This window comes from Nonomuraea rubra, from assembly GCF_014207985.1.
GTDB classification, from domain to species: Bacteria; Actinomycetota; Actinomycetes; order Streptosporangiales; family Streptosporangiaceae; genus Nonomuraea; species Nonomuraea rubra.
In genome coordinates, this window is sequence record NZ_JACHMI010000001.1 from 4,631,768 (window position 1) to 4,654,070 (window position 22,303).

19 protein-coding genes are annotated in these 22,303 nt (G+C 73.1%); 8 read left to right on the forward strand and 11 right to left on the reverse strand.

Annotated elements, in window-relative coordinates:
* Window positions 1–13 precede the first annotated feature (13 nt).
* Window positions 14–970, reverse strand: coding sequence for a GlxA family transcriptional regulator (locus tag HD593_RS21120; protein ID WP_185103863.1), 957 nt, complete (start codon window positions 968–970; stop codon window positions 14–16).
* A 158-nt stretch (window positions 971–1,128) separates the two neighbouring features.
* Between HD593_RS21120 and HD593_RS21125 the strand changes: the two genes are divergently transcribed.
* Both HD593_RS21125 and HD593_RS21130 read left to right on the forward strand, forming a co-directional pair.
* Complete coding sequence (locus tag HD593_RS21125; protein WP_185103864.1) at window positions 1,129–2,085, forward strand: hypothetical protein; 957 nt, start codon at window positions 1,129–1,131, stop codon at window positions 2,083–2,085.
* 113 nt (window positions 2,086–2,198) lie between these two features.
* Window positions 2,199–3,104, forward strand: coding sequence for an AfsR/SARP family transcriptional regulator (locus HD593_RS21130; RefSeq protein WP_185103865.1), 906 nt, complete (start codon window positions 2,199–2,201; stop codon window positions 3,102–3,104).
* On the opposite strand, the gene HD593_RS21135 is transcribed toward HD593_RS21130, so the two are convergent.
* The 8 genes from HD593_RS21135 to HD593_RS21170 form a co-directional block, all read right to left on the reverse strand.
* Window positions 3,044–3,271, reverse strand: coding sequence for a hypothetical protein (locus HD593_RS21135; RefSeq protein ID WP_185103866.1), 228 nt, complete (start codon window positions 3,269–3,271; stop codon window positions 3,044–3,046). The genes HD593_RS21130 and HD593_RS21135 overlap by 61 nt on opposite strands.
* A 94-nt stretch (window positions 3,272–3,365) precedes the next feature.
* Window positions 3,366–3,842: a carboxymuconolactone decarboxylase family protein gene (locus HD593_RS21140; protein WP_185103867.1), complete on the reverse strand. Its 477-nt coding sequence runs from the start codon at window positions 3,840–3,842 to the stop codon at window positions 3,366–3,368.
* A gap of 76 nt (window positions 3,843–3,918) precedes the next feature.
* On the reverse strand, window positions 3,919–4,635 hold the full coding sequence (locus HD593_RS64420) for a TetR/AcrR family transcriptional regulator (protein WP_185103868.1): 717 nt from the start codon (window positions 4,633–4,635) through the stop codon (window positions 3,919–3,921).
* 106 nt (window positions 4,636–4,741) lie between these two features.
* Window positions 4,742–5,995 carry an erythromycin esterase family protein gene (locus HD593_RS21150; RefSeq protein ID WP_221524866.1) on the reverse strand — a complete coding sequence of 418 codons (1,254 nt, stop codon included), beginning with the start codon at window positions 5,993–5,995 and terminating at the stop codon, window positions 4,742–4,744.
* Between the two features lie 230 nt (window positions 5,996–6,225).
* Window positions 6,226–7,650, reverse strand: coding sequence for an L-fucose/L-arabinose isomerase family protein (locus HD593_RS21155; RefSeq protein ID WP_185103870.1), 1,425 nt, complete (start codon window positions 7,648–7,650; stop codon window positions 6,226–6,228).
* 12 nt (window positions 7,651–7,662) lie between these two features.
* The gene (locus HD593_RS21160; protein ID WP_185103871.1) at window positions 7,663–8,553 is read right to left on the reverse strand and encodes a discoidin domain-containing protein; all 891 of its coding nucleotides are present in this window, start codon (window positions 8,551–8,553) and stop codon (window positions 7,663–7,665) included.
* 13 nt (window positions 8,554–8,566) lie between these two features.
* The gene (locus HD593_RS21165; RefSeq protein WP_185103872.1) at window positions 8,567–10,138 is read right to left on the reverse strand and encodes an alkaline phosphatase D family protein; all 1,572 of its coding nucleotides are present in this window, start codon (window positions 10,136–10,138) and stop codon (window positions 8,567–8,569) included.
* Between the two features lie 92 nt (window positions 10,139–10,230).
* The gene (locus HD593_RS21170; protein ID WP_312903591.1) at window positions 10,231–11,016 is read right to left on the reverse strand and encodes a DeoR/GlpR family DNA-binding transcription regulator; all 786 of its coding nucleotides are present in this window, start codon (window positions 11,014–11,016) and stop codon (window positions 10,231–10,233) included.
* 205 nt (window positions 11,017–11,221) lie between these two features.
* Between HD593_RS21170 and HD593_RS21175 the strand changes: the two genes are divergently transcribed.
* From HD593_RS21175 to HD593_RS21195, 5 genes are read left to right on the forward strand one after another with little or no spacing between them, the layout of a single operon-like run.
* Window positions 11,222–12,532, forward strand: coding sequence for an extracellular solute-binding protein (locus tag HD593_RS21175; RefSeq protein WP_185103873.1), 1,311 nt, complete (start codon window positions 11,222–11,224; stop codon window positions 12,530–12,532).
* The gene (locus HD593_RS21180; RefSeq protein ID WP_185103874.1) at window positions 12,529–13,440 is read left to right on the forward strand and encodes a carbohydrate ABC transporter permease; all 912 of its coding nucleotides are present in this window, start codon (window positions 12,529–12,531) and stop codon (window positions 13,438–13,440) included. Before HD593_RS21175 ends, HD593_RS21180 begins: the two co-directional genes overlap by 4 nt.
* Window positions 13,437–14,249, forward strand: a complete 813-nt coding sequence (locus HD593_RS21185; RefSeq protein ID WP_312903593.1) for a carbohydrate ABC transporter permease — start codon at window positions 13,437–13,439, stop codon at window positions 14,247–14,249. Before HD593_RS21180 ends, HD593_RS21185 begins: the two co-directional genes overlap by 4 nt.
* The gene (locus tag HD593_RS21190; RefSeq protein WP_185103875.1) at window positions 14,246–17,737 is read left to right on the forward strand and encodes a hypothetical protein; all 3,492 of its coding nucleotides are present in this window, start codon (window positions 14,246–14,248) and stop codon (window positions 17,735–17,737) included. Before HD593_RS21185 ends, HD593_RS21190 begins: the two co-directional genes overlap by 4 nt.
* A gap of 48 nt (window positions 17,738–17,785) precedes the next feature.
* Window positions 17,786–18,553, forward strand: a complete 768-nt coding sequence (locus HD593_RS21195; protein WP_312903595.1) for an ABC transporter permease — start codon at window positions 17,786–17,788, stop codon at window positions 18,551–18,553.
* Between the two features lie 45 nt (window positions 18,554–18,598).
* Here HD593_RS21195 and HD593_RS21200 read toward each other — a convergent pair whose 3' ends face one another.
* Complete coding sequence (locus tag HD593_RS21200) at window positions 18,599–19,873, reverse strand: PP2C family protein-serine/threonine phosphatase (RefSeq protein ID WP_246546668.1); 1,275 nt, start codon at window positions 19,871–19,873, stop codon at window positions 18,599–18,601.
* Between the two features lie 115 nt (window positions 19,874–19,988).
* Between HD593_RS21200 and HD593_RS21205 the strand changes: the two genes are divergently transcribed.
* On the forward strand, window positions 19,989–20,654 hold the full coding sequence (locus HD593_RS21205; RefSeq protein ID WP_185103876.1) for a S1 family peptidase: 666 nt from the start codon (window positions 19,989–19,991) through the stop codon (window positions 20,652–20,654).
* A 13-nt stretch (window positions 20,655–20,667) separates the two neighbouring features.
* On the opposite strand, the gene HD593_RS21210 is transcribed toward HD593_RS21205, so the two are convergent.
* Window positions 20,668–22,170 carry a choice-of-anchor I family protein gene (locus HD593_RS21210; RefSeq protein WP_221524868.1) on the reverse strand — a complete coding sequence of 501 codons (1,503 nt, stop codon included), beginning with the start codon at window positions 22,168–22,170 and terminating at the stop codon, window positions 20,668–20,670.
* Window positions 22,171–22,303 lie beyond the last annotated feature (133 nt).

Below are 22,303 nucleotides of genomic sequence, written 5' to 3' on the forward strand. Positions count from 1 at the left end.
TTCAGCGCTCGCTTCAGCGTTCGGCCGCGCGGAACTGCGACGGCGGGACGCCGGCCCAGGCCACGAACGCCTGGCGGAAGGTCTCGGCGGAGGCGAAGCCGCAGCGGCGCGCGATCGCGGCGAGCGGCTCGCTCGTCCTGGTCAGCAGGTGGGAGGCCACCTCCATGCGCATGTCGCGGACCAGCCGCGACGGGGTCCTGCCCACGTGCTCGGCGAACAGCCTGTTGAGGTGCCGCTCGCTCACCCCGGCGAGCGCGGCCAGCCGGGCGACGCCGAGATCGCCGTCCAGGTTGCCGATGATGTGGTCGATGACCCGCCGCACCACCGCCTGGTCGGAACGCGGCAGGTTGGTGAACAGGCTGAGCTGCGTCTGCCCGCCCGGCCGCTGCAGGTACGTGACCATGCCCATGGCCACCCGGCGGGCGATCTCGGGCCCGTGGTCCTCCTCGACGAAGGACAGCGTGAGATCGAGGGCCGCCGTGACCCCGCCCGACGTCGAGACCTCGCCGTCCCTGACGAAGATCGGTGCCGGATCCACGTTCACCTTCGGGAAACGCGCGGCGAACCGGGCGGCCTCGTACCAGTGGGTCGTGGCCCGGCGGTTGTCGAGCAGGCCGGCGGCGGCCAGCACGGTCGCCCCGGTGCACACCGACGCCACCCGCCGCGACAGCCCGGCCAGCCGCATGACCTGGCCGACCAGCCGCGGGTTGGCGGCGGCGGCCTCGTGCCCCTGCCCGCCCGAGACGATCAGCGTGTCGATCGGGCCGTCCACGCCGTCGAGGCGGCCCTGCCCGCGCAGCTCCAGCCCCGAGTCGCAGCGCACCGGCCGCCCGAGCGGGGTCACCAGCATCACCCGGTACGCCGGGCTCGCCCCCAGCCGGTTCGCGTAGTCGAACCCGGACGTCACGGACGCGACGTCGACGAGCTCGATGCCGTCATAGGCCACCACGACGATCAGCGGCTCCACCATGGAACCACCGTAAGGCCCGCGGGAGGGGAGCAGAGCCGTACGGACAGGATCCCCAGAGGAACGGACGAGCCGCCCGCCATCCCGATCATCTCGCCCCGCTCGGCACCGATGCTGTCGGCAGGCCTTCGCGCTCGGCGACGACACCAGGGGGTGACCACATGCGCGAGCGAACCACCCCGGGACCGGGGACCTGGCACCGGCCGCTGCTGCTGGTCGCGGCCGTCACCGCGCCGTTCGTGGCGATCTCGCTCGCCGGCCTCGCGCTCGACGGCCGCGTGCTGGTGGGCGCGCCGATCTGGGGCAAACCGTTCAAGTTCGCGGTGTCGATCGTGCTGTACGCGGTGACGTGGTCGTGGCTGGTGACCTACCTGCCGCACCGCCGGCTCGTCCGGTGGCCGGCGACGGTCATCGCGGCCGCCCTGGCGGTCGAGTACGCGATCATCGTCGCCCAGGTGATCAGGGGCCGCCAGAGCCACTTCAACGTCGCCACCCCGCTCGACGGGATCCTGTGGGGCGTCATGGGCACCTCGATCACCGTGCTCTGGCTCGCCAACATCGTGGTCGCCCTCTTCCTGATCCGCCGCGAGATCGGCGGCAGGACGCTCACCTGGGCGGTCCGGTCGGGCGCCGCCATCTCCCTGCTCGGCATCGGAATGGCGTTCCTGATGACCAGGCCGACCGAGGCGCAGCGGGCGGCGATGCGCGAGGGCGGGTTCGGCGGGATCATCGGCAGGCACAGCGTGGGCGTGCTGGACGGCGGGCCGATCATGCAGGTCACGGGGTGGAGCACCACCGGGGGTGACCTGCGGGTGGCACACTTCGTCGGCATCCACGCGCTGCAGGCGCTGCCGCTGCTGGCCCTGCTGCTGGCGGCGATGGCCCGGCGGACGACCCTGCTGCGCGGGGAGCGGGTCAGGACGCGGCTGGTCCTCGTGGCCGCCGCCGGGTACGCCGCCTTCACCGGGCTGACGCTCTGGCAGGCGCTGCGCGGCCAGCCGCTGACCCGCCCGGACGGGCTCACGCTGGCGGTCGCCGGGATCCTGGCCGCCCTGGTCCTGGCCGCGGTGGCGGCCGTGCTCGCCACGGCCCGCCGCGACCGCGAGGAGGCCCGGTGACCAGCCCTGGGCGGCGACCCGCCGTTGAACCGGGGACGGCGGCCGGGCACGAGCCGCCGCCCGGGCGAACGGCCGCGGGGCGGCGCGGGTCCGTGCGGAAGGAGGCGGGTGAGGTGCGGCGCGGGACCGTGTGTGAAGAGGCGGGTGAGGTGCGCGGGTCCGCGTGGGAGGAGGCGGGTGAGGTGCGGCGCGGGCTGACGGTGGGGGTGCTCGGGGTGATGGAGGTCGCCGTGGACGGGCGGCCGGTGCCGCTGACCACCGGCAAGCTGCGGACGCTGCTGGTCGTGCTGGCCATGTCAGCCTCGGCCACCGTGTCCATGAAGCGGCTGGCCGAGGCGGTCTGGTCGGACGCGCAGCCCCGCTACAGCCGCCGCTGCCTGCAGATCTACGCGGCCCGGCTGCGCGAGGCGCTCGGGCGGGAGTGGATCGAGACCCGCCAGGACGGCCTCCTGCTCCGCGCCGCCCCCGACGCCGTGGACGCGCTGCGCTTCGAGCGGACCCTGGACCGCGCCGCCGCCGAGCGGGGATCCCCGCGCGAGCGCGAGCTGATCCAGCAGGCCCTGGAGCTGTGGCGGGGCCAGCCGTTCGAGGGCGTGAGCTCGCGCTGGCTGGAGGAGATCCAGGCGCCCCGCCTGACCGAGCGTCACCTCACGGCCCTGGAACGGCGGGCCGAGCTGGACATCCTCGCCGGCCGCGCGAGCGACACGGTGCCGGAGCTGAGCGAGCAGGTCACCCGCCACCCGCTGCGCGAGTCCCTGTGCCTGCGCCTGCTCGTCGCGCTCGACCGGTGCGGCCGCCAGGCCGAGGCGCTGCGCTGGTACGGCCGCATCCGGGCCGCCATCGCCCGCGAGCTGGGTGTGGAGCCGAACCGCGACCTGCGGCGGGCGCACGCGGACCTGCTCGCGGGCCGCCCGCTCGACCCTCCTGGCGCCCCCGCCACCGGCCAGGGGCGATGGGGTCACCGGCCCGGCCAGTACGGGCTGAACAGGTCGAACTTGTTCGGCAGGCCCAGCAGGTAACGCGCGTCGTCGGTGTCGTGCAGCAGCTTGAACTCGCGCGGCACGTACAGCTCGAAGAGCCTGGCCCTGGCCGCGGAGGAGCCGGCGGCTCGTCGTTGGCCACGGCCGCGGTGCCCTCGCCGGTGATCGCGGTGCGCCCGGCGCGCCGGGCGTGGCGGGTTGTGCACGGTGACGCTGACGGAGCTGGACGAGCAGCCCCTGGTCGCCTAGGCGGGCCCCGGCCGGCTCGTCCCGGACGGGGCTCACAGTCTCACCCGGGTGTCAGTCCCGCCACTGCTCGGCGGGCGCCACGCCGGGGAGCGGCCTGCCGATGAGGGCCAGCGGGAGGAAGAAGCAGACCTGGCCGATCGCCATGCAGAGCGTGGCGAGCGCCTTGTCGTCGTAGTGCGCGGACGCCTCGGCGTACAGCTCGTCCGGGACGCGCTCGCCGGACGGGTTCGCCGTGAGGACGGCGTCCACCAGCGCCAGCGCGGCCCGCTCGGCGCCGGTGAAGTACGGCGCGTCGCGCCAGGACGCCACGGCGGTGATGCGCTCTTCGGTCACCCCGGCCTTGCGCAGGTTGCCGGTGTGCAGCATGGTCAGGTACGTGTTCGCGACGATCTGACCGGCCCGCAGCTGCACGAGGCCGATCGTGGTCTGCGGGACGGAGCCGTTGGCGGCGGCCTTGAACAGCGCCGCGCCGACCTGGCCGAGCTCGGGCACGAGCGTGGCGGGGTTGGGCAGACGGGACGTGGTCATGAGGTGTTCCCTTCGCAGCTTCAGCGGTTCGTCACTCCACTGACGGATCGCGCGGAAGGAAGGTGACCGGCGTTTCTCAGGAATTCTCCGGTGTCAGGTTCAGCGACCTGACCAGGTCGAGCAGCTCGGCGTGGTAGAGCTTGGCGGGGTCGCCGGTCTGGGGGCCGAGGTGGCCGTACACCTCCAGGGAGATCAGCCCGTGCATGCGGCCCCACAGGCGCAGCGCGAGGGCGACGGCCGCCGGGGGCAGGTCGGGCAGGTGCTCGCGGACGGTGGCGGCCAGCGCCGGTGAGAAGTCGGCCCACTGGTGGCCGGTGTCGGGCTGGGTGGCCCTGGCGTGCGGCCAGGCGGCGGCGGCCAGCTCGGTGAGGCCCAGGCAGGCGCGCTTGGCGGCCTCCGGGGCGGGCCCGCCGGCCGGGGCCTGGTAGCCGGCGACCGGGTCGCCGTAGATGAGCCGGAAGCCCTCGGGGTTGGCCAGCGACCAGGTGCGTACCGCGTGCCCCCACGCCATGATCCGGCCGGCGACGTCGCCGGCGGCGACCGCGTCGCGGGCGGCCTCCACCTGGTCGAGCAGCGAGGTGTAGATGTCGCTGATCAGCGTGGTGATCAACGCGTCCCGGGTCTCGAAGTAGCTGTAGACGGCGCTGCCGCTCATGCCCATCTCGCGGCCGATCGCCCGCAGCGACACGGCGTCGGGGCCGCCCTCGGAGAGGTGTTTGAGCGCGACGGTCTTGATCTCCTCGGTGGTCTGCGCCCGTAGCCGTGCCCTGCGCCCCGGTGTCTGCTCCTGCACGCTGACAACCTACACCGCAGCGTAAGAGCACGGCTTCCAAATTTTGAACGGCGTTCTGACTTAGAACGGCGATAAGGGAGTGGGTGATGAGAGCCAGGCCACGGGACTAGAAGGTGGTGCTGGGGTCGAGCGTCGCGGTCGGCACGGTCAGGATCGCGTCGAAGGACCGGGCGACCGGCAGGTCCATGGTCGCGCCCTGCGATCGCATGCGTTCCAGCGACGCCACCACCGGGCTGGGCGAGCGCAGGTCGGTCAGGGTGATGTCGGAGGCCAGGCCCGCCTCGGCGAGCGCCCCTTCCACGCTGCCTGGCGCCGGAGGATCGAGCGGGACGGGCTCGACGGTGAAGCCGAGCGTGGAGCCCTCCGGTGCGGGCCAGCTCATCTCCGGGATCTCGCCGGCGGTGTGGGTCAGGCCGACGGCGCGGTAGCGCGGGCCGAGGTCGCGGGCGAGGTGGTACCCCATGGGCAGGGCCGTCGGGTAGCCCTCGTACGTGACCGGGGTCTTCTGGATGTGGTTGTTGTGGGCGACCACGACGACCCTGGCGTCGGGGGCGGTGCGGGCGAGGTGCCACCGCAGGCAGGTGGCCATGTAGCGGTCGCGGATCGAGGTGTCGTCGGCCATCCCGGTCCCGGCGAACAGGTTGCTCATCGCCCGCAGCATGTAGTCGGTGTGGCGGGCCGCCTCCAGGTGCAGGCGGGCGGTGTCGAAGCGGTCCTGGCCGCCGCTGCCGGCGTGGAGCGGTTCGAGCGCGTCCATCCGCAGCGCGAGCCTCGCCAGGCCGGCCGTCATCGCCTCCTGGCGGTCCGGTTCGAGGCTCGCCCACTGCGGGGCGGACGCGGCGGCGGAGCCGCCGGTGATCTCGGCGGCCGTCCGCAGCAGGCCGGTCATCAGGCCGGCGGTCGCGGGGTCCACCTCCCGCAGGTACGCGGCGACCGGGTCGAGGTCGGGGAGCAGGGTGAGGGTGTTGGGCAGGTCGATCCCGACGATCCGGAACGGGCGCGCGCCGCCGGCCCGCAGGTGGCGCAGGTGGCGCAGCAGCTCACCGAACAGGTTGAGGCTGTGCTGGGGAAGCAGCCCGGGCAGGTCGCCCTCGTCGCCGTCGCCGGCCAGCCAGGGCCCGACGGCGGCGGCCTCGGCCGTCCCCATCTCCAGGGCCAGGACGTCGAAGCCGTGGCGGTCGGCCAGGTAGCGGATCAGCCGGGCGCGGGCGAGGGCGAACTCGTGCACGAAGTGGGCGCCCTCGCCGACGGCCACGACCTGGGCGCCCTCCACGACGGCGCGCAGGGGGTCGAGGTCGTCCAGGCGCGGGTCCCGGGGGTCGAGGGTGCCGAGGACGGCGAAGGGGTGCGTCGGGCGCACGGAAGTCATGGTGAGGTGCTCGTTTCTCTGGAAGCCAGCGGTTGACCGGGGGTCAGGAGCGCATGGTCGAACCGCGGAGCACCGCCGGAGGCCGGCGCGTGCCCCGCCGCTCCGCGCGGGCCGGGGTCAGAGGAACAAGCTGCCGATCGCCATGAGGCCGAGCCTACCCTGGGCGGTCGCGTGCACGTGCCCTGGCCGGGTCCGTGCACGCGGGTGCTCGGCGCGCCCGCTCAGGGCTGGACGTGCGTCACCTCCGCCCCCATCAGGTCGGCGACCGCCCGCAGGTCGGCCAGGCGGTGGCCGGTGCCCAGGGCCCAGTGGTGGGAGATGCCGCTGGCGCTCCACGCGTCCGTCCACTCGCCGGGGTCGCAGCCGAAGTCCACCCGGGACGTCGTGTTGCCGATCTGCAGCAGCGGCCCCGCCACGACCTCGCCCTCCGACACGACGAAGCCGAAGCTCCCGTCCCTGGCCTGCCGCAGCCCGAACGCGGTCACCGGGCCGCGCTTGACGTCGAACTCCACCGACACGCCCCAGCCGCGCTTGCCGTGGTACACGCCCAGCCCGCGCAGCAGCGGCCGGCGGGAGCTGATCGCCAGGTGGGCGGGGCCGTCGTGGCCCATCTCCACGTGGCCGCGGGCGAAGTCGAGCGCCTGCAGCTCGGTGAACGAGCCGCCGCCGCCCAGCCGGTCCATGATCAGCATGGCCAGCGAGGTACGCAGCTCGTACTCCCCGGCCGCCGGGATGCCCCGGGCCGTGAGCAGGGACGCGCCGAGGATCATGCCCGCGCCCAGCCGCTCGTGCACCTCGCCGTCCAGGCCGCGGTGGTAGTAGGCCAGGCTGTCCAGCCCGAAGTCCTCGGCCAGCCGGTCCAGGCCCACCGACACGCGGGCCGCCCACGCCAGGTCCTCCTCGTTCACCGAGTCGGCCAGCTCGAACACCTCCCGTGCCAGCGCCACCCGCTCGCCGGTCTCGGCGTCGGTGACCTTCTCCGTACGCACGCGCAGGTCGTCGAACTCCAGCACCTCCACGTGACCGCCGAAGTTGGCGCTCACCAGCGTCAGGTCGGTGGCCACGTCCAGCATGCCCGGATACAGGTGCCCCATCAGGCCGTGCCGCCCGTGACGCAGCGCCGCGCGCACGCCCGCCGCCCTGATCCAGCGGCCGATCCGCTCCCACGCCCGCTCGTCCTCCAGGTAGCCGGAGACCGAGCGGAACGGGACGCCGACGCGGGTGAACGCGTTGGCCATCTCGGGCAGCGGGCAGGCGCCGCAGTAGGCCAGCCACTGGCCGGTGTCGAAGGTGGCGTGCTCCATCGACTCCGTCGGCTGCAGGTTGATCAGCAGCATGGGCGCGCCGCTGCGCTGCGCGATCGGCACCAGCATGGTGGCCGTCATGTACGTCGTCAGGAACCCGACGATCAGGTCACAGCCCGCGGCCCGCAGCTTCTCGGCCGCCTCGTCCCCCTCCCGGGCGTCGGAGATGAAGCCCACGTCCACGATCTCCGCGTCGAAGCCGCGCATGCGCGCCGAGACCCGCTCCGCGGAGCGCTGGAGCTGCGGCAGCAGGTCGGGGAACTGCGGCCAGTAGGCCCCCAGCCCTCCGGCGACCAGGCCCACCTTGACGCGGCGCGGGGTGATACGGGGGAGAGTGTTCACGGTTAACTCCTTTCAGCGCACTTCGACCTCGATGACGCGCGTGTAGTCGTTCGCGCCGTTCGAGGCCAGCGCGACGATGCGGACGGCGTCCGCGCTGACGGGGGCGAAGTCCGAGCGGGCCGTTCCCGCGGTGTTGCCGCGTACCTGCGCGACCGTCTGCCACTGGCCGGCCACCTGCGCCTGCACGTCCCAGTCGCGCAGCCCGTACCTGGAGGCGGGATAGCGCTCGGTGTCCAGCGTGAACAGGTCCACGCGGGAGACCTGCCGGGCCCCGCCCAGCGCGATGGCCAGCGTGTCGGGCCAGGCCCTGGCGGTCGCGTCGTTCCAGCCGTTGCCGCCGGCCCAGCCGTTGGAGGAGCGGTCGCCGTCGGCGACGCTGCACGGCGGGTAGTTGGCGTTGACGTGCTGGGAGGAGGCGGTGACGGGGCGGCGCAGGGCGAGGTTGCCGCCGTTGTCGAGGCCGTCCACGGGCACGACCTCGACCGGCACCTCCAGCGTGCGGTCCGGCGTGCGCAGGCGCAGGCCGTACGTGCCCTGCTGGGTGCCGGGCGGGACGGCGACCAGCAGGTTCGCGCCGACCTGGTAGCCGGGCGGGAGGTAGCTGGTCAGCATCGCGCGGGAGGCCGTCAGCGGCGGGTCCAGCTCCACCCGCATCGTGGCGTACGCGGCCTTGCGGGCGTCGCTGCGCATGCCGATCCTGAGCTTGGCGGGGCAGGCCGGGTCCACGCCGAGCGGGGCCACCAGCTCGGCCGCGCCCGCGACGGGGGTGAGCCTGCCGGTGCCCTTGGAGACGCCCGCCTCGACCTTGACCGAGGCCGCCGGTGGCGACGGCTCGGGATCGTGAGCGGCGGCCGTGGTGGTCACGGTGGCGGCGACGGCCAGGGCGGCGGCGAGAACACGCATGATCGGCTCCTTCCTAGAGCACCTGGAGGCCGGGCGCGCCGTCGAGGGCGACCAGGCTGGCGCGGGTGGAGACGGGGGCGCCGGGGCGGTCCACGTACGGGACGGCCTTGAAGTCCGAGCGCCACTGGCCGCGGGTGACCTCGCAGGAGACGTAGCCGCGCTGGTAGCTGGAGAAACGCAGGTGCGGGTTGGCCGGGTCCGAGCCGCCCGGCGGCACGCCCGTGTTCGGGTTCCCGTTGCCGCCGCTGCTGATCGAGGTGCAGACGAACTCGACGCCGACGGCGGGCGAGGCGGGGTCGTCGAAGTTCGTCCTGAGGTCGCCGGCGAGGTTGTAGTGGATGTCGCCGGTCAGCACCACGGGGTTGCTCACCTGGCGCTCGGCCAGGCCGGTGAGCAGGCGGTCCTTGGCGGACCTGTACCCGTCCCACAGGTCCATGCTGAGCCGCTGCGCGGGGCCGGGGTCGTAGTCGAGCTGCATCATGGCGATCTGCTGGGCCAGCACGTTCCATCTGGCGCGGGAGGCGCCGAGTCCGTCGAGCAGCCAGCGCTCCTGCTCGTCGCCGAGCATCTGGCGGGCCGGGTCCAGCCGGTCGGCGCAGTCCACCTGCTGGCCGTCGCCGCAGACCTGGTCGTCGCGGTACTGCCGGGTGTCGAGCACGTTGAACTCGGCCAGGTCGCCGAAGGTGAAGCGGCGGTAGATGCGCGCGTCCGGGCCCTCCATCGAGGGGACGCGGACCGGCATGTTCTCCCAGAAGGCGCGGAAGGCGTTGGCGCGGATCACCAGGTAGTCCTGCTCGGTCACCTCGCCGCCCGGGCCGAAGCGGCCGGCCCAGTTGTCGAGCACCTCGTGGTCGTCCCAGGTGACGATCCACGGCGCGCGGTGGTGGGCGGCCTGCAGGTCCGGGTCGCTCTTGTAGAGGCCGTACTGCACGCGGTAGCGGTCGAGCGTGTCGCACTGCACCCGGAACTGCTCGGGCACCGGGGTGTTGCGGTTGCCGCCCATGGGGACGATGCCGTACTCGTAGATGTAGTCGCCCAGGTGGAAGACCACGTCGGGGTTCTCGTCGGCGAGGTGGCGGTAGGCGGTGTAGTAGCCGTCCTGCCAGGAGGCGCACGAGGCGAACGCCAGGCGCAGCGACTCCGGGCTGCTGCGCGGCGCCGGTGCGGTCTTGGTACGGCCGACGGGGCTGAGCTCGCCGCCGGAGCGGAACCGGTAGAAGTACTCGCGGCCGGGGCGCAGGCCCTTGGCGTCCACGTGCACCGAGTGGCCGTACTCGGGGGTGGCCCAGGCCGAGCCGGAGCGGACGCGGCGGGTGAAGCCCTCGTCCTCGGCGAGCTCCCAGTCCACCCGGATCCTGTTGAACGGCAGCCCGCCGAGCGGCTCCAGGGGCTTGGGCGCCAGGCGGGTCCACAGGATCACCCGGTCGGGGAGCGGGTCACCGGAGGCGACGCCGAGCTGGAAGGGGTAGTCGGCCGTGCCGGCAGAGGCGGGGGCGGTCCAGGGGTCGGCCAGGCCGGTCGTGAAGGCCAGGGCGAAGGCGGCGCTGCCTAAACCGAGGAATCCCCGGCGTGAAGGGTGCGGCATGCTGCTTCCTAGGCTGGGGGACGAAGCCCTCACTTTCTAGCAAGCAGGCACGCTCTTAACAAGATACAAGTTACAAATAACGCATCCAGGCGTTACATCTCTGCCACCCGGACGTCCCCGTGGTGGTCGCGCAGCCGCTGGAGCAGCTCGGCGGGCGCGCCGGCGTCCACCACCACCACGTCGAAGTCGTCCAGCGGCGCCACCCGGTGCAGCGCCACGCGGGCCAGCTTGGAGCCGTCCACGGCCAGCACCCGCCGGGAGCCCGAGCGCAGCATCGCCCGCTTGACCAGCACGATCTCCTGCTCCTGGTGGTAGGCGTACTGCTCGGTGACCGCAGAGGTGGACACCACCACCAGGTCGACGTTCACGGCCTCGACCGCGTCCACGCAGCCGAGCCCGAGGAACGAGTCATGGGTGGCGTGATATTCACCGCCCAGCGCGATGAGACGGAGGTCGCGCTCGGCGGCCAGCAGCCTGATCGCCTCCAGGAAGTTCGTCACCACGGTCAGCGGGGCCAGCTCGCCCAGGTGGCGGGCGACGGCCAGGGCCGTCGTCGAGTCGTCGAGCATCACCGAGCTGCCCGGCTCGATCAGGCCGGCCACGACCCTGGCGATCGCGTCCTTCTCCGCCGTGTGGGCCTTGAGCCGGTAGGCGATGTTGCTCTCCCAGACGTTGCTGGCCTGGGCGGTCGCGCCGCCCCTGACCTTGCGCACCATGCCCTGGCGCTCGAGCTCGTCGAGGTCGCGGTGGACGGTCATCAGGCTCACGCCGAAGCTCTCGGCGAGCTCGGTCACGGAAACGGAGCCCTGGCGCACGATGTGCTCGGCCATGCCCTGCCATCGCGTGGACCTGCTGGAGGTGTGCTGACGCGAATTCACCAATGTCTCCACCCTGTTCGGACGGCTGCGCATCCTACCCTTGACACCCCGCTCGGGCGACTCGTACCCTCCACCCACCGCTACTTTTAACATGATTGACTGTTAATTTAACAAGTATTAAAACGTTCGCATAGCCGCCCGGCTTCCTGACCGCCGGGCGTTCTCGGGGGATCTCAGCACTTCGCACGACCGAGGAGACAGCGACATGACCGACCTGCTGCACCACGCCAGGGTCAGCCGCGGCCAGTTCCTGCGCATGATGGGCGGTCTGGCCGCGGCCACCCTCGCCACCACGGCCTGCTCCACCAGACCGGAGACCACCGCCACCACCGGCGGCGGTGGCGGGGCCACCACCGAGCTCAAGTTCATCGGCGTGGCCGACCAGAAGACGCCGATGGACGAGCTGACCGCCGCCTACGCCAAGGCCACGCCCGCCGTCCGCATCACGGCCTCCTACGCGCCCACCGACCAGGTGCAGACCTCCGTGCGCACCCAGCTCGGCGCCGGCAACGCCCCCGACCTGCACGTCGTCTTCCCCGGCAACGGCAGCGCCATGTCCATGACCCAGATCGCCCAGGCCGGCCTGCTGGCCGACCTGTCGGCGCAGCCCTGGACGCAGACGATCCCCGCCGGGTTCAAGCCCGCCTTCCAGCTCGACGGCAAGACCTACCTGTACTCGGCCGGCTCCTCGGTCATCGGCGCCGTCTACAACAAGAAGGTCTTCCAGCAGGCCGGGATCGACGCGCCGCCCACCACGTGGAGCGAGTTCCTCGCCGTGTGCGACAAGCTGAAGAAGGCCGGGGTCACGCCGATCGCGCTGGGCGCCCAGACGCCCTGGGTCACCCAGCTCATCACGTACGCGCTGGTGCCCTCCACCGTCTACGCCAAGGACCCCACGTTCGACGACAAGCAGCTCGCCGGGCAGGCCACCTTCGCGGACTCCGGCTGGCGCCAGGCCATGGAGATGTACCTGGAGCTGCAGAAACGCGGCTACTTCAACGACAAGCCGAACGGCACGACCTTCGAGCAGCAGACCTCCATGGTGGCCACCGGCAAGGCCGCCATGGCCGTCCAGGTCTCCGCCGTCCTGCCCGACTTCCGCAAGGCCGCCTCCTCGCCCGACGACCTGTCGATGTTCCCCCTGCCCGGCGCCGACGACGCCGCCCAGGTGTGGATCCCGGCCGGCGTCGTCGTCGGGCTCGGCGCCTCGGCCAAGGGCCGCAACGCCGAGCAGGCCAAGGCGTTCATCGACTTCCTCGGCCGCCAGGAGAACATCAACGCCTGGGCCAAGGCCATCGCCGCCATCCCGCTCACCCAGGACGCGAGCTCCACCATCGACCCCGCCGTCCAGTCGTTCCTGCCCTTCACCAAGGACCGCGCCGTGCCCTTCATGGACCAGCGCTGGCCGAACGCCGAGGTCCAGCCCGTGCACTTCGCCGTCGTCCAGGAGCTGCTGGCCGGCGAGTCCACGATCGACGAGGCGCTGAAGAAGATGGACGAGGCCTACCGCAAGTGACTCCCGTAACCGCGGGCCGGGCCCGCCCCGCGCACGTCCGGCGGCGGCGCTTCTCCGCGGCCTCCCCCTCCTGGTTGTTCGCCGCGCCCGCCCTGGCCGTGTACGCGCTGATCGTGCTGTACCCGGCCGTGGCCGGCGTGGTCTACGCCTTCACCGACTGGAGCGGCATCGGCCGCGACATGTCGTTCGTCGGCCTGGAGAACTTCCGCACCCTGCTGGGCGACGAGCAGGCCATGGGCTCGATCGGCAACACGCTGCTGCTCACCGTGGCCATCGTCGTGGTGCAGAACGGCGTCGGCCTGCTGCTCGCGCTGGGCGTGCACGCCAAGCTCAGGAGCCGCGCCCTGCTGCGCGTCATCTTCTTCGCGCCCGTCGTCGTCAGCCCCGTCATGGTGGCCTTCCTGTGGAAGTACATCTACAACCCCGACCCGTCGGCCGGCCTCAACGGGCTGCTCGGCCTGGAGGTGGACTGGCTCGGCGACCCGTCGATCGCCCTGTGGTCGATCGCCGGCATGGTCGTGTGGCAGAACGCCGGCTACTCCATGGTCATCTTCCTGGCCGGGCTCGAAGGCGTGCCGCGCGAGCTGCACGAGGCCGCCATGATCGACGGCGCGGGCACCGGGCAGCGCTTCCGCTACGTCACCTGGCCGCTGCTGGCCCCCGCCCTGACGATCAACCTGATGCTCTCCACGATCGGCGGGCTCAAGCTGTTCGACCAGGTCTTCGCCGCCACCAACGGCGGCCCGGGCTACGCCACCGAGACGCTGTCCACGGTGCTGTACAAGCAGGCGTTCGTCTTCGGCAAGTTCGGCTACAGCACCGCCGTCGCCCTGGTGCTGGCGCTGTTCGTGGCCGCGGTGTCCCTCGTCCAGGTCTACTACCTGCGCAGCCGGGAGGTGGCGGTGTGAGAAGGACGTTCGTGCTGGAGATCGTCATGATCGCGGTGGCGGTGGCGTTCCTGTTCCCCGTCTACACGCTGGTCTCGCTGGCCCTCAAGGACCCCGGGCAGATCGCGCGCTCGCCGCTCGCCCCGCCGGACCCGCCCACCTTCGACAACTTCGCCGGCGCCTGGTCGGCGGCGGCGCTCGGCCCGTCGCTGGTCAACAGCACCGTGATCACCGCGGCCAGCCTGGTCGCGCTCATCGCGCTCGGCTCGTTCGCCGCCTACTTCCTGGCCCGCGTCCAGACCCGCCTCGGCTACGGCCTGTACGTGCTGTTCCTGCTGGGCATCGTGCTGCCCTTCCAGCTCGGCATGATCCCCCTGTACGAGCTGGTCAACGACCTGGGGCTGATCGGCACGCACGCCGGGATGATCCTCTTCTACACCGGCATCCAGCTCCCGTTCACCGTCTTCCTCTACACCGGCTTCATCCGGGCGCTGCCCCGCGAGTACGCCAGCGCCGCCCAGATCGACGGCGCCACCCACCTGACGGCGTTCACCCGCGTGGTCTTCCCGCTGCTGCGGCCCATCACCGGCACCGTGCTGATCCTCAACGCCGTCTTCATCTGGAACGACTTCTTCACCCCGCTGGTCTACCTCGGCGGGTCCGGCTACGAGACGGTGCCGGTCAGCGTGTTCGCCTACGTCGGACAGTACGTCTCCCAGCACGGCCTCGTCTTCGCCGGGCTCGTGCTCGGCGCGCTGCCGATCGTGCTGGTGTTCCTGGCGCTGCAGCGCTACGTCATCAAGGGATTTGCGAGCGGGCTCAAGGGATGAACGTCTTCGAAGTGTTCCGCGAGCCGCCGCGGGCGTACTCGCCGGCCGCCATCTGGTGGTGGAGCGGCGAGCCGCTGCGCCGCGACCGGCTGCGCTGGCAGATGGAGCGGCTGGTCGCCGGGGGAGTGCACAACCTGGTCATCCTCAACCTCGCCCCCTCCGGGCCGATGTTCGGGGCCGGAGCCGACGACCCGCCGTTCCTGTCCGAGCCGTGGTGGGAGCTGCTGGACGGGGTGTGCGCCGACGCGTACGAGCTGGGCGCGTACCTGTGGTTCTACGACCAGCTCGGCTTCTCCGGGGCCGACCTCCAGGCGCGGCTGGTGCAGGAGCGGCCCGAGTTCGCCGGGCAGTGGCTGTCGCCCGGCGGGACCGTCGGCACGCGGGGCTTCGACTACCTGTCGCGCGAGGCGTGCGCGGTGCTGCTCGACCGGGTGCACGGCGAGTTCGAACGGCGGGTCGGGCACTGGTTCGGCAAGGTGATCGCGGGGTCGTTCCAGGACGAGCTGCCGGCGCTGCCCACCTGGTCCGCCCGCTTCGCCGAGGAACACCTCGCCCGCAGGGGGCGGCCGTACTCGGCGGAGGACCTCTGGGCGTACCAGCTCACCCGGGCCGAGCTGGCCGAGGAGGCGTTCTTCCGGCCGCTGGCCGAGTGGCACTCCCGGCATGGGCTGGTGCACGGCTGCGACCAGCAGGACCCGGCCCGCGCCGGGCATCCCGTGGACGGGGTGCGGCTGTACGCCGACTACCCGCGTACCCACCGCTGGTTCGGCGCGCCCGGCTCCGACCACCACGGCGACGCCCGGCTGCACTCCTCCCTCGCCCACCTGTACGGGCGCTCGCGCACCTGGATCGAGGCGTTCCACTCCAGCGGGTGGGGCGGCACGCTGGAGGAGACGTTCGACTGGCTGCTGCCGTGGCTGCGGGCCGGGGCCACCCTCTACAACCCGCACGCGGTCTACTACACGACCAAGCGCGGCTGGTGGGAGTGGGCGCCGCCGTCCACCGACTGGCGGCAGCCGTACTGGCGGCACTACCGGGTCTTCGCCGCGGCCGTCACGCGGCTGTGCGCGGCGCTGTCGCTCGGGCGGCACGCGTGCGACGTGGCCGTCCTCCTGCCCACCGCCACCGCCCAGGCCGGGGTGGGGCCGGACGGGGCCGCCGGCGCGGCGGCGGTGCTGGCGCAGGAGGTGTACCGGGAGCTGGTGGGGAACATGGCCTGGTTCGCCACCTCGCCCGGGGTGCTGGATCGGCTCGGGTTCGACGCGGACGTGATCGACGAGGAGTCGGTGCGGCGGGCGGTCGTCAAGGACGGGCGGCTGAGTGTCGCCACGGAGGCGTACCGGGCGATCATCCTGCCCGCCGTCACGACCCTGGACGAGGAGGTCGCCGCCCGGCTAGCCGAGTTCGCCGAACGGGGCGGCCTGCTCGTCGTGGTCGGCGCACCGGAGCCAGGCGGGGCCGAGTCATCGGGCGCTTCGGTGTTGGGCGGGGCTGTGTCGTCCGGTGCGTCGGTGCTGGGAGCGGTTGTCGCAGCGGGGGGTGCCCGTTTTGTGGCGTCCGCCGAGCGGGTGGGGGAGGTGCTGGAAGGGCTGGAGCGGCGGGTCGAGGCGGCCGTGCCCGCGCTGGTGCGGGAGGACGGCGAGACCACGCTGGTGTTCCTGCCCGCGGCGTTCCCCATGGCCAGCCGCATCCGCGTCGGCCGGCCCGAGGAGCGCGGGGTGGAGCTGGGCTGGCTGGACGCGGTCATCGACTTCGAGCCCGCCCGGTACGCGCGCGAGCTGCCGGTCACCGTGAGAGGCGTCACCGGCACGCCGCTGCTGCTGCGCCCCTTCGCCGGCGGCGATCCCGTGCCGCTGCCGCACACCCGCGAGGGCGACACCGTGCGGGTGGTCGTGCCGTTCGACGACGGGCCCGCCGCGCTGCTGGTGTTCGACGGCACCGACGCCGAACCCGCGCCGCGGCCCGCGTACCCGGTGGAGCTGGACCTCGGCGACGCCTGGGACGTCGAGCTGGTCCCCACCCTGGACGACACCTGGTCCGACTTCGGAACCGCTGGCGAGGGCGTCGAGTGCTGGACGTTGCGGACGCCGGACGGCGAGCCGGTGGACGTGACGTTCGGGCCGCGCGGCGAGCAGCGGATCGGCGACGGGCCGTGGGCGCCCTCCGTCTGGTCGGCCTCGCGCGGGCTGCGCAAGGACGCCGTGCACCGCGAGACGCTCGGGCCCAAGGGGCGGGTGCCGGTCGAGTTCCTGGCGTTCGGGCGGGTCGCGGCGGGGACGGAGGTGCGCTTCCGCACGGTCGTCACCGTCCCGCCGGGCGGCGGCCGGCTCGCGCTCGGCGCGGGTGCGGCCAAGACGCTCCGGGTGGACGGCGCTGAGCTACCGCTCGACGACCGCGGCTACTGCGCCGTCGCGCGTTCGCCTCTTCCGGCGGGTGAGCACCTGCTGGAGCTGCTGCTGGTGCCGGACGAGGAGCTGGATCTGCGGGCGTACGCGTGCCTGGTGGCCGACCCGGCCGACGCGATCCGGCCGGAGTGGATCGCGGGCACGCCCCTGGAGACGGTCGTCCACGTGGACGAGGGCGGGCGGCCGGCGGTGCTGCAGGTGGCGTCCACCGCGTTCTGCCGGGTGCTGGTGAACGGTGCCGAGGCGGGCAGGCAGGGCGGGTTCGACCCGTACGCGGAGGCGGACATCCCGCGCGTGCGCCGCTACGACGTCACCCGCCTGCTGCGCGAGGGGCCCAACACCGTACGCGTCGAGTCCGAGGGCTGGGTGCTGGTGGACGGGCTGGTGGTCTCCGGGCCCGGCTGGTCGCCCGCGGCCCGCGTACGACGGCGCCAGTACGGGGATCCCGCCGCCCTGTGGCTGCTGCCCCGGCCGCACCCGCTGCCGGAGGCGGGCTGGCTGGACGGCGGCCCCGTCGCGCTGCCGGCCGGGTTCGCGGTCCCCGGCGCCCGCCCGCGCGCCGAGCGCTTCCTGCTCGACCCGCCACCCGGAGCGACCGGCATCGAGGTGACCGCCCTGGGCCGGTACGACGTGCACTGGCAGATTGGAACCGCGCCGGTCGAGCTCGTCGTGCACACCACGCCGGGCGCGCAGGGTGGTGCGGCGCTGGCCGGGCCTGTGCGGTTCACCTGCGGGCCCGGCCGGATGCGGCTGGGCGACTGGGAGGAGCAGGGGCTGGCCGGGTACAGCGGCGGCGTGCGCTACCGGGCCACGGTGCCCGCCCGCTCCGGGCCCGGCCTGCTCGACCTGGGCCGGGTCAGGGGCAGCGCCGAGGTGAGCGTGAACGGGCGGCCCTGCGGCGTGCGCGTCTGCTCCCCGTACGTGTTCGACGTCGAGCTGGACGACGGCGACAACGCCGTCGAGATCCTCGTCCTCGGCACCCTGGCCCCCTACCTGGACGAGGTCAGCCCCACCCACTTCGTCTTCCCCGGCCAGCGCACCACGGGCCTGTTCGGCCCCGTCCGCCTGCGGGTGATCGGTTAGCGGGGGTCTGGGCGGCGGGGCCCCGGAGGGCTCCGCCAGACTGCTGCCGTGTCCTCCTCCTCGTCCATGATCGCCATCACCCCGCTGCTGCCCGTGATCGTCGTCCTGCTGGCCGCGCTGGGCGGCGCGGTGGCGTGGCTGGGGCGGCTGGGGCACGGCAGGGCCGTCGTGACGGCGTGCCTGCGGGCCGCGCTGCAGCTCGGCGTCGTGTCCGTGGTGATCGCCTGGGTCGTCGCGTACTCCGCGGCGGTGGCAGGTTTCATCCTGCTCATGTACGGCGTCGCCGCCTTCACCGCCGGCCGTCGCGTCACCGCCGGCGGTCCCGGATGGTGGTGGGCGGGGCTGCCGATCGCGGCGGGCACCGCCCCCGTGCTGGCGACCCTGGCGGGCAGCGGCTTGACGCCCACGTCCGGGATCGTGATCATCCCGATCGCGGGGATCCTGCTGGGCGGGTGCCTGACCGCCACCGCGCTCGCGGGACGCCGGGCCGTGGAGGAGCTGCGGCAGCGCAGGGGAGAGGTGGAGGCGGCGCTGGCACTGGGGTTCCTGCCACGGGACGCGGCCATGGAGATCTGCCGGCCGTCCGCGGCGGGGGCGCTGGTGCCGGCCCTGGACCAGACGAGGACCGTGGGGCTGGTCACGCTGCCCGGGGCGTTCGTGGGGGTGCTGCTCGGCGGTGCGAGCCCGATCGAGGCGGGTGTCGTCCAGCTCGTGGTGCTGGTGGCGCTGCTGGCCGCGGAGGCCGTCGCGACCGTGGTCACGGTCGAGCTCGTCGCCCGCGGCCGCTTCACCGCGCCGTCCGGGGAGCAGGGGTGACGCCTTCGTCTCGGCGTCCGGCGAGCAGCGGTGAGACCGCATGGGCTAGGAACCGGGAGGCCGGGTGTCGGAGCCCTCGGGCACGCCGGTCAGGGCCTCGGCCTCCTTCCTGGTGTAGGGGGTGCCGGGCCATTCGACGAGCAGGACGGTGGCGTCGTCGCGCAGGCGGCGCTCGTGGTAGTCGAGGTGGTGGTGGATCAGCCGCCGCAACGTCTCGGGCACCGGCAGCTCGTCCGCCTGGTGCCGGATGAGGAAGTCGGTGAACCGTTCCATGCCGAACTCCTCGCCGTGGCGGTTGCGCGCCTCGGTGATGCCGTCGGTGTAGAGCAGGAGCCGGTCCCCGGGCTGGAGCTGGGCGCGACACTCCGTCACCGGCAGGTGCAGGCCGGTGCCCGCCGGCGGCGCCGGGTCGCATTCGAGCTCGATGGTGGCGCGCCTGCGGACGATCACGGGCGGGTGGTGGCCGCAGTTGACCCAGACCAGCTCGCCGTTCGGGATGTCCAGGGTGGCCAGGACGCCGGTGGCGAACCGTTCGCCGCCGAACTGCCCCATGAGCGCCTCGTCGATCCTCTCCGCCGCCCGGACGAGCCCCTCGCCCTCGTGGCGGCTGTTGCGCAGGGTCGTCAGGGCGAGGTTGGCGGTCAGCCCGGCGGCGGTGTCGTGGCCCATCGCGTCGAAGATGGCCAGATGGGCGGTACGCCCTTCGAGGGCGTAGTCGTACACGTCGCCGCTGACGTCGTACGCTGGCTCCATCACCGCGCTGATCACGAACCGGTCGGTGGCGAACGTGCGCTGCGGCATGAGCCGCCACTCCATCTCCGCCGACACGCTCATCCGCCTGCGCCGCACCAGCCTGGCGTAGGTGTCGCTGAGCGGCCGTTTGGAGACCACGAGCAGGGCCACCAGCCCGGCCAGGCGCTCCATGTCCCGCAGGGCGTCCTCGTCGGCGCCGGGTGCGCCGATGCGCAGGACGCCGAGCCGGTCGGTGCCGTCCACCAGCGGCACCCACCACTGGCGCGGGTCGCGTGCCGAGGCGGGCAGGATCCTGCCGTGCTGGAACGCGCGGCCGGCCACCGTCCCCTCGATGCAGATCTCCCCGCTCTCGCCCGAGCCGGCCGGCGCCGGCCGGGAGACCAGCGGCGAGAGCACCTCCTGCTGCAGATCCGCCAGATAGATCACCACGTCGGACAGCCCCACCCGGGCGGCCTGCTCGGCCACCAGGTCGGGGATCTGCTCCAGCGTGGACGTGTGGCTCACGGAGATCAGCGCGCCGAACATGGCCGCACGCGCCGCCGCCGAGCCGCAATCGTGAGCGGTCATGTACCCAACGTAACGGTCCGGGTCATCACTCGTACGGACATAACGTCGTGCCCCCTGCTCAAGTGGTAGGGGCGGCGGCGGCCCGGAGCCGTTACGGTGGCCCCGGGAGGTTCACATGAGGTTCTTCCGCCCGGCCGCCGCGATCGTCCTCGCCGCCGCGCTGGTCACCGGTGCGCCGCCCGGCCCGGCGGGGGCCGCCTCCTACGGCGACGTCCGCGGCGGCGACACCTTCGTCGTCAGGGACAAGGGACGCTGCACGGTCGCCTTCACCGTGCGGCGCGGCGCCACCGGCGGGTTCCTCACCGCCGGGCGGTGCGGCCGGCCGGGCGACGTCGCCCTGACCGGCTACGGCGGCACGCCCCTCGGCGTCTTCGAAGCCTCCTCCTACCCGGGCGACGACTACGCCTGGGTGTCGCTCTACCCCGGCTGGACCCCGCGCGGCACCGTGGCCGCCCACGGCGTCGAACGCCCCGTGCGCGGCTCCGCGCCCGCCGCCGTGGGCTCGCCCGTCTGCCGGGCCAGCCCCGTCACCGGCTGGCACTGCGGCACGGTCCAGCAGCGCAACGTCACCGTCGGCTACCCGGAGGGCACCGTCACCGGCCTGGTACGCACCAGCGTGTGCGCGGAGCCGGGCACGTGGGGCGCGCCGTTCCTCTCCGGTGACCAGGCGCAGGGCATCGCCTCCGGCGGCACAGGCGACTGCGCCACCGGCGGGTCCACCTTCTTCCAGCCGGTCGGGGAGGCCCTGTCGGCCTTCGGGCTCACGCTGGTCACCGGCTGAGCCCCGGGCCGGGCTACGACCTGATCTCGTACACGGCGGTGGTGCCGCTCACCTCGTTGCCCACCACCAGCAGCGGGGTGCGCGTCGGGCTGTCGTGCGCGTCGATGAACAGCACGCCCTCCGGGCCGACGTCCCCGGCCGTGCCGGCCTCGACGTCGCCGGCGAAGTCGCGGGTGTTGACGTATCCGGCCAGGCGGGGCCGGCGCGGGTCCGACAGGTCGTAGGCGACGACGCCGCCGACGCGCTCCAGGCCGGCGAACGCGTACGTGCGGCCGCGTACCTGGCCGACCGTGACGCCCTCGGGCTCGGGGCCCTTGTTGTCGCTGCGGGAGTCGAAGGAGTCGTTCTCCTCGTTGTCGGCGTTGAACTCGGCGGGCAGGTCGCGCGCGACGAGCCGCTCCAGCTCGCTGCCGGAGTCCCAGATCAGCGAGCCGTCGGCGGCGCGCACCGAGACGGACCTGCCGCCGAACGCGCGCAGCTCGGTGTACCTGCCCTCGGCGTCCTTCGGCGAGTCGGACAGGATGGTCAGCCGGCCCAGCTCGGCGTCCTTGCGCAGCTCGGCGGCGTTCGGGAACGCGGACGGCGCCAGCTCGGCGTCCTTGACCCGCACCTCGTCGCTGTGGCACTCCCAGTCGCGGCTGTCGCCCTCGTTGGCGGTCACCAGGTACGTACGCCCGCGGTCGCGGAAGTGCGCGATCGCGTCGGGCATGTACACGCCCTTGACCGGGTGCGGGCGGATGTCGATCTTGCCGTCGCGGTCGGAGGCGTCCAGCGCGCCGGCCGGCTGCGCGTGGTCCTTGAGCCCGAGCGGCACGATGCCGCGCACCGTGGCCCTGGCGAGGTCCACCACGGCCAGCGCGTTGTTCTCCTGGAGGGTGACCCAGGCGGTGCCGCCGGAGGTGGTGATGTACTCGGGCTCCAGGTCCTGCGCCGCGCTCACGCCCGGGCCGCTGATTCGCACGCCCTTGGCGCGCAGCGCGTCCTCCTTGCCGTTCCACGCCTGGAAGCCGGCGGTGCGCACGGTGCCGCGCCGCACGTCGATCACGCTGACCGAACCCTCGGGGTCGTTCACGGCGCCCGCGCAGTACGAGGCCGCCTCGCCCTCGTTCGCCACGACGACCTGCCGCCCGTCGCCGGTGAAGGTCAGCATGTCGGGCAGCGCCCCCACGGTGACCTGCCGCTTCTTCGCGCCGGTGCGCGCGTCGAAGAACGCGACGCTGCCCGCAGCCGTCTTGTCGGCCGCCTGCTGCGCGACCGCCACCAGCCCGTCGTGCACGGCCACGCTGTTGGCGCCGGGGGTGGTGAGCGTGGCCACCTTGCGCGGCGCGCGCGGGTCGCGCAGGTCGAGCACGTCCACCGTGCCCTGCTCCGCGTTGACGACGAACACGCGCCGGGTCTTCGCGTCGTACGCGGTGATCTCCGCGGCTCCGGCCCCGACGGCGCCGGCGGAGTAGCGGCCGAGCAGGGACAGCTCGAGGCCGGACGGCCTGGTGGACGCGGAGGCCGGAGTGAGCATGGCGAATACCGACAAACTTGCCGCTGCCAGGCAAATCGGGGTCTTGGTGTGCATGTGGCGGAGTGTCGTGATCTTTCATGAACGCGAACCAACACCCGGATGACGGGCGGCGGCCTCGGACATGAACAGGTAC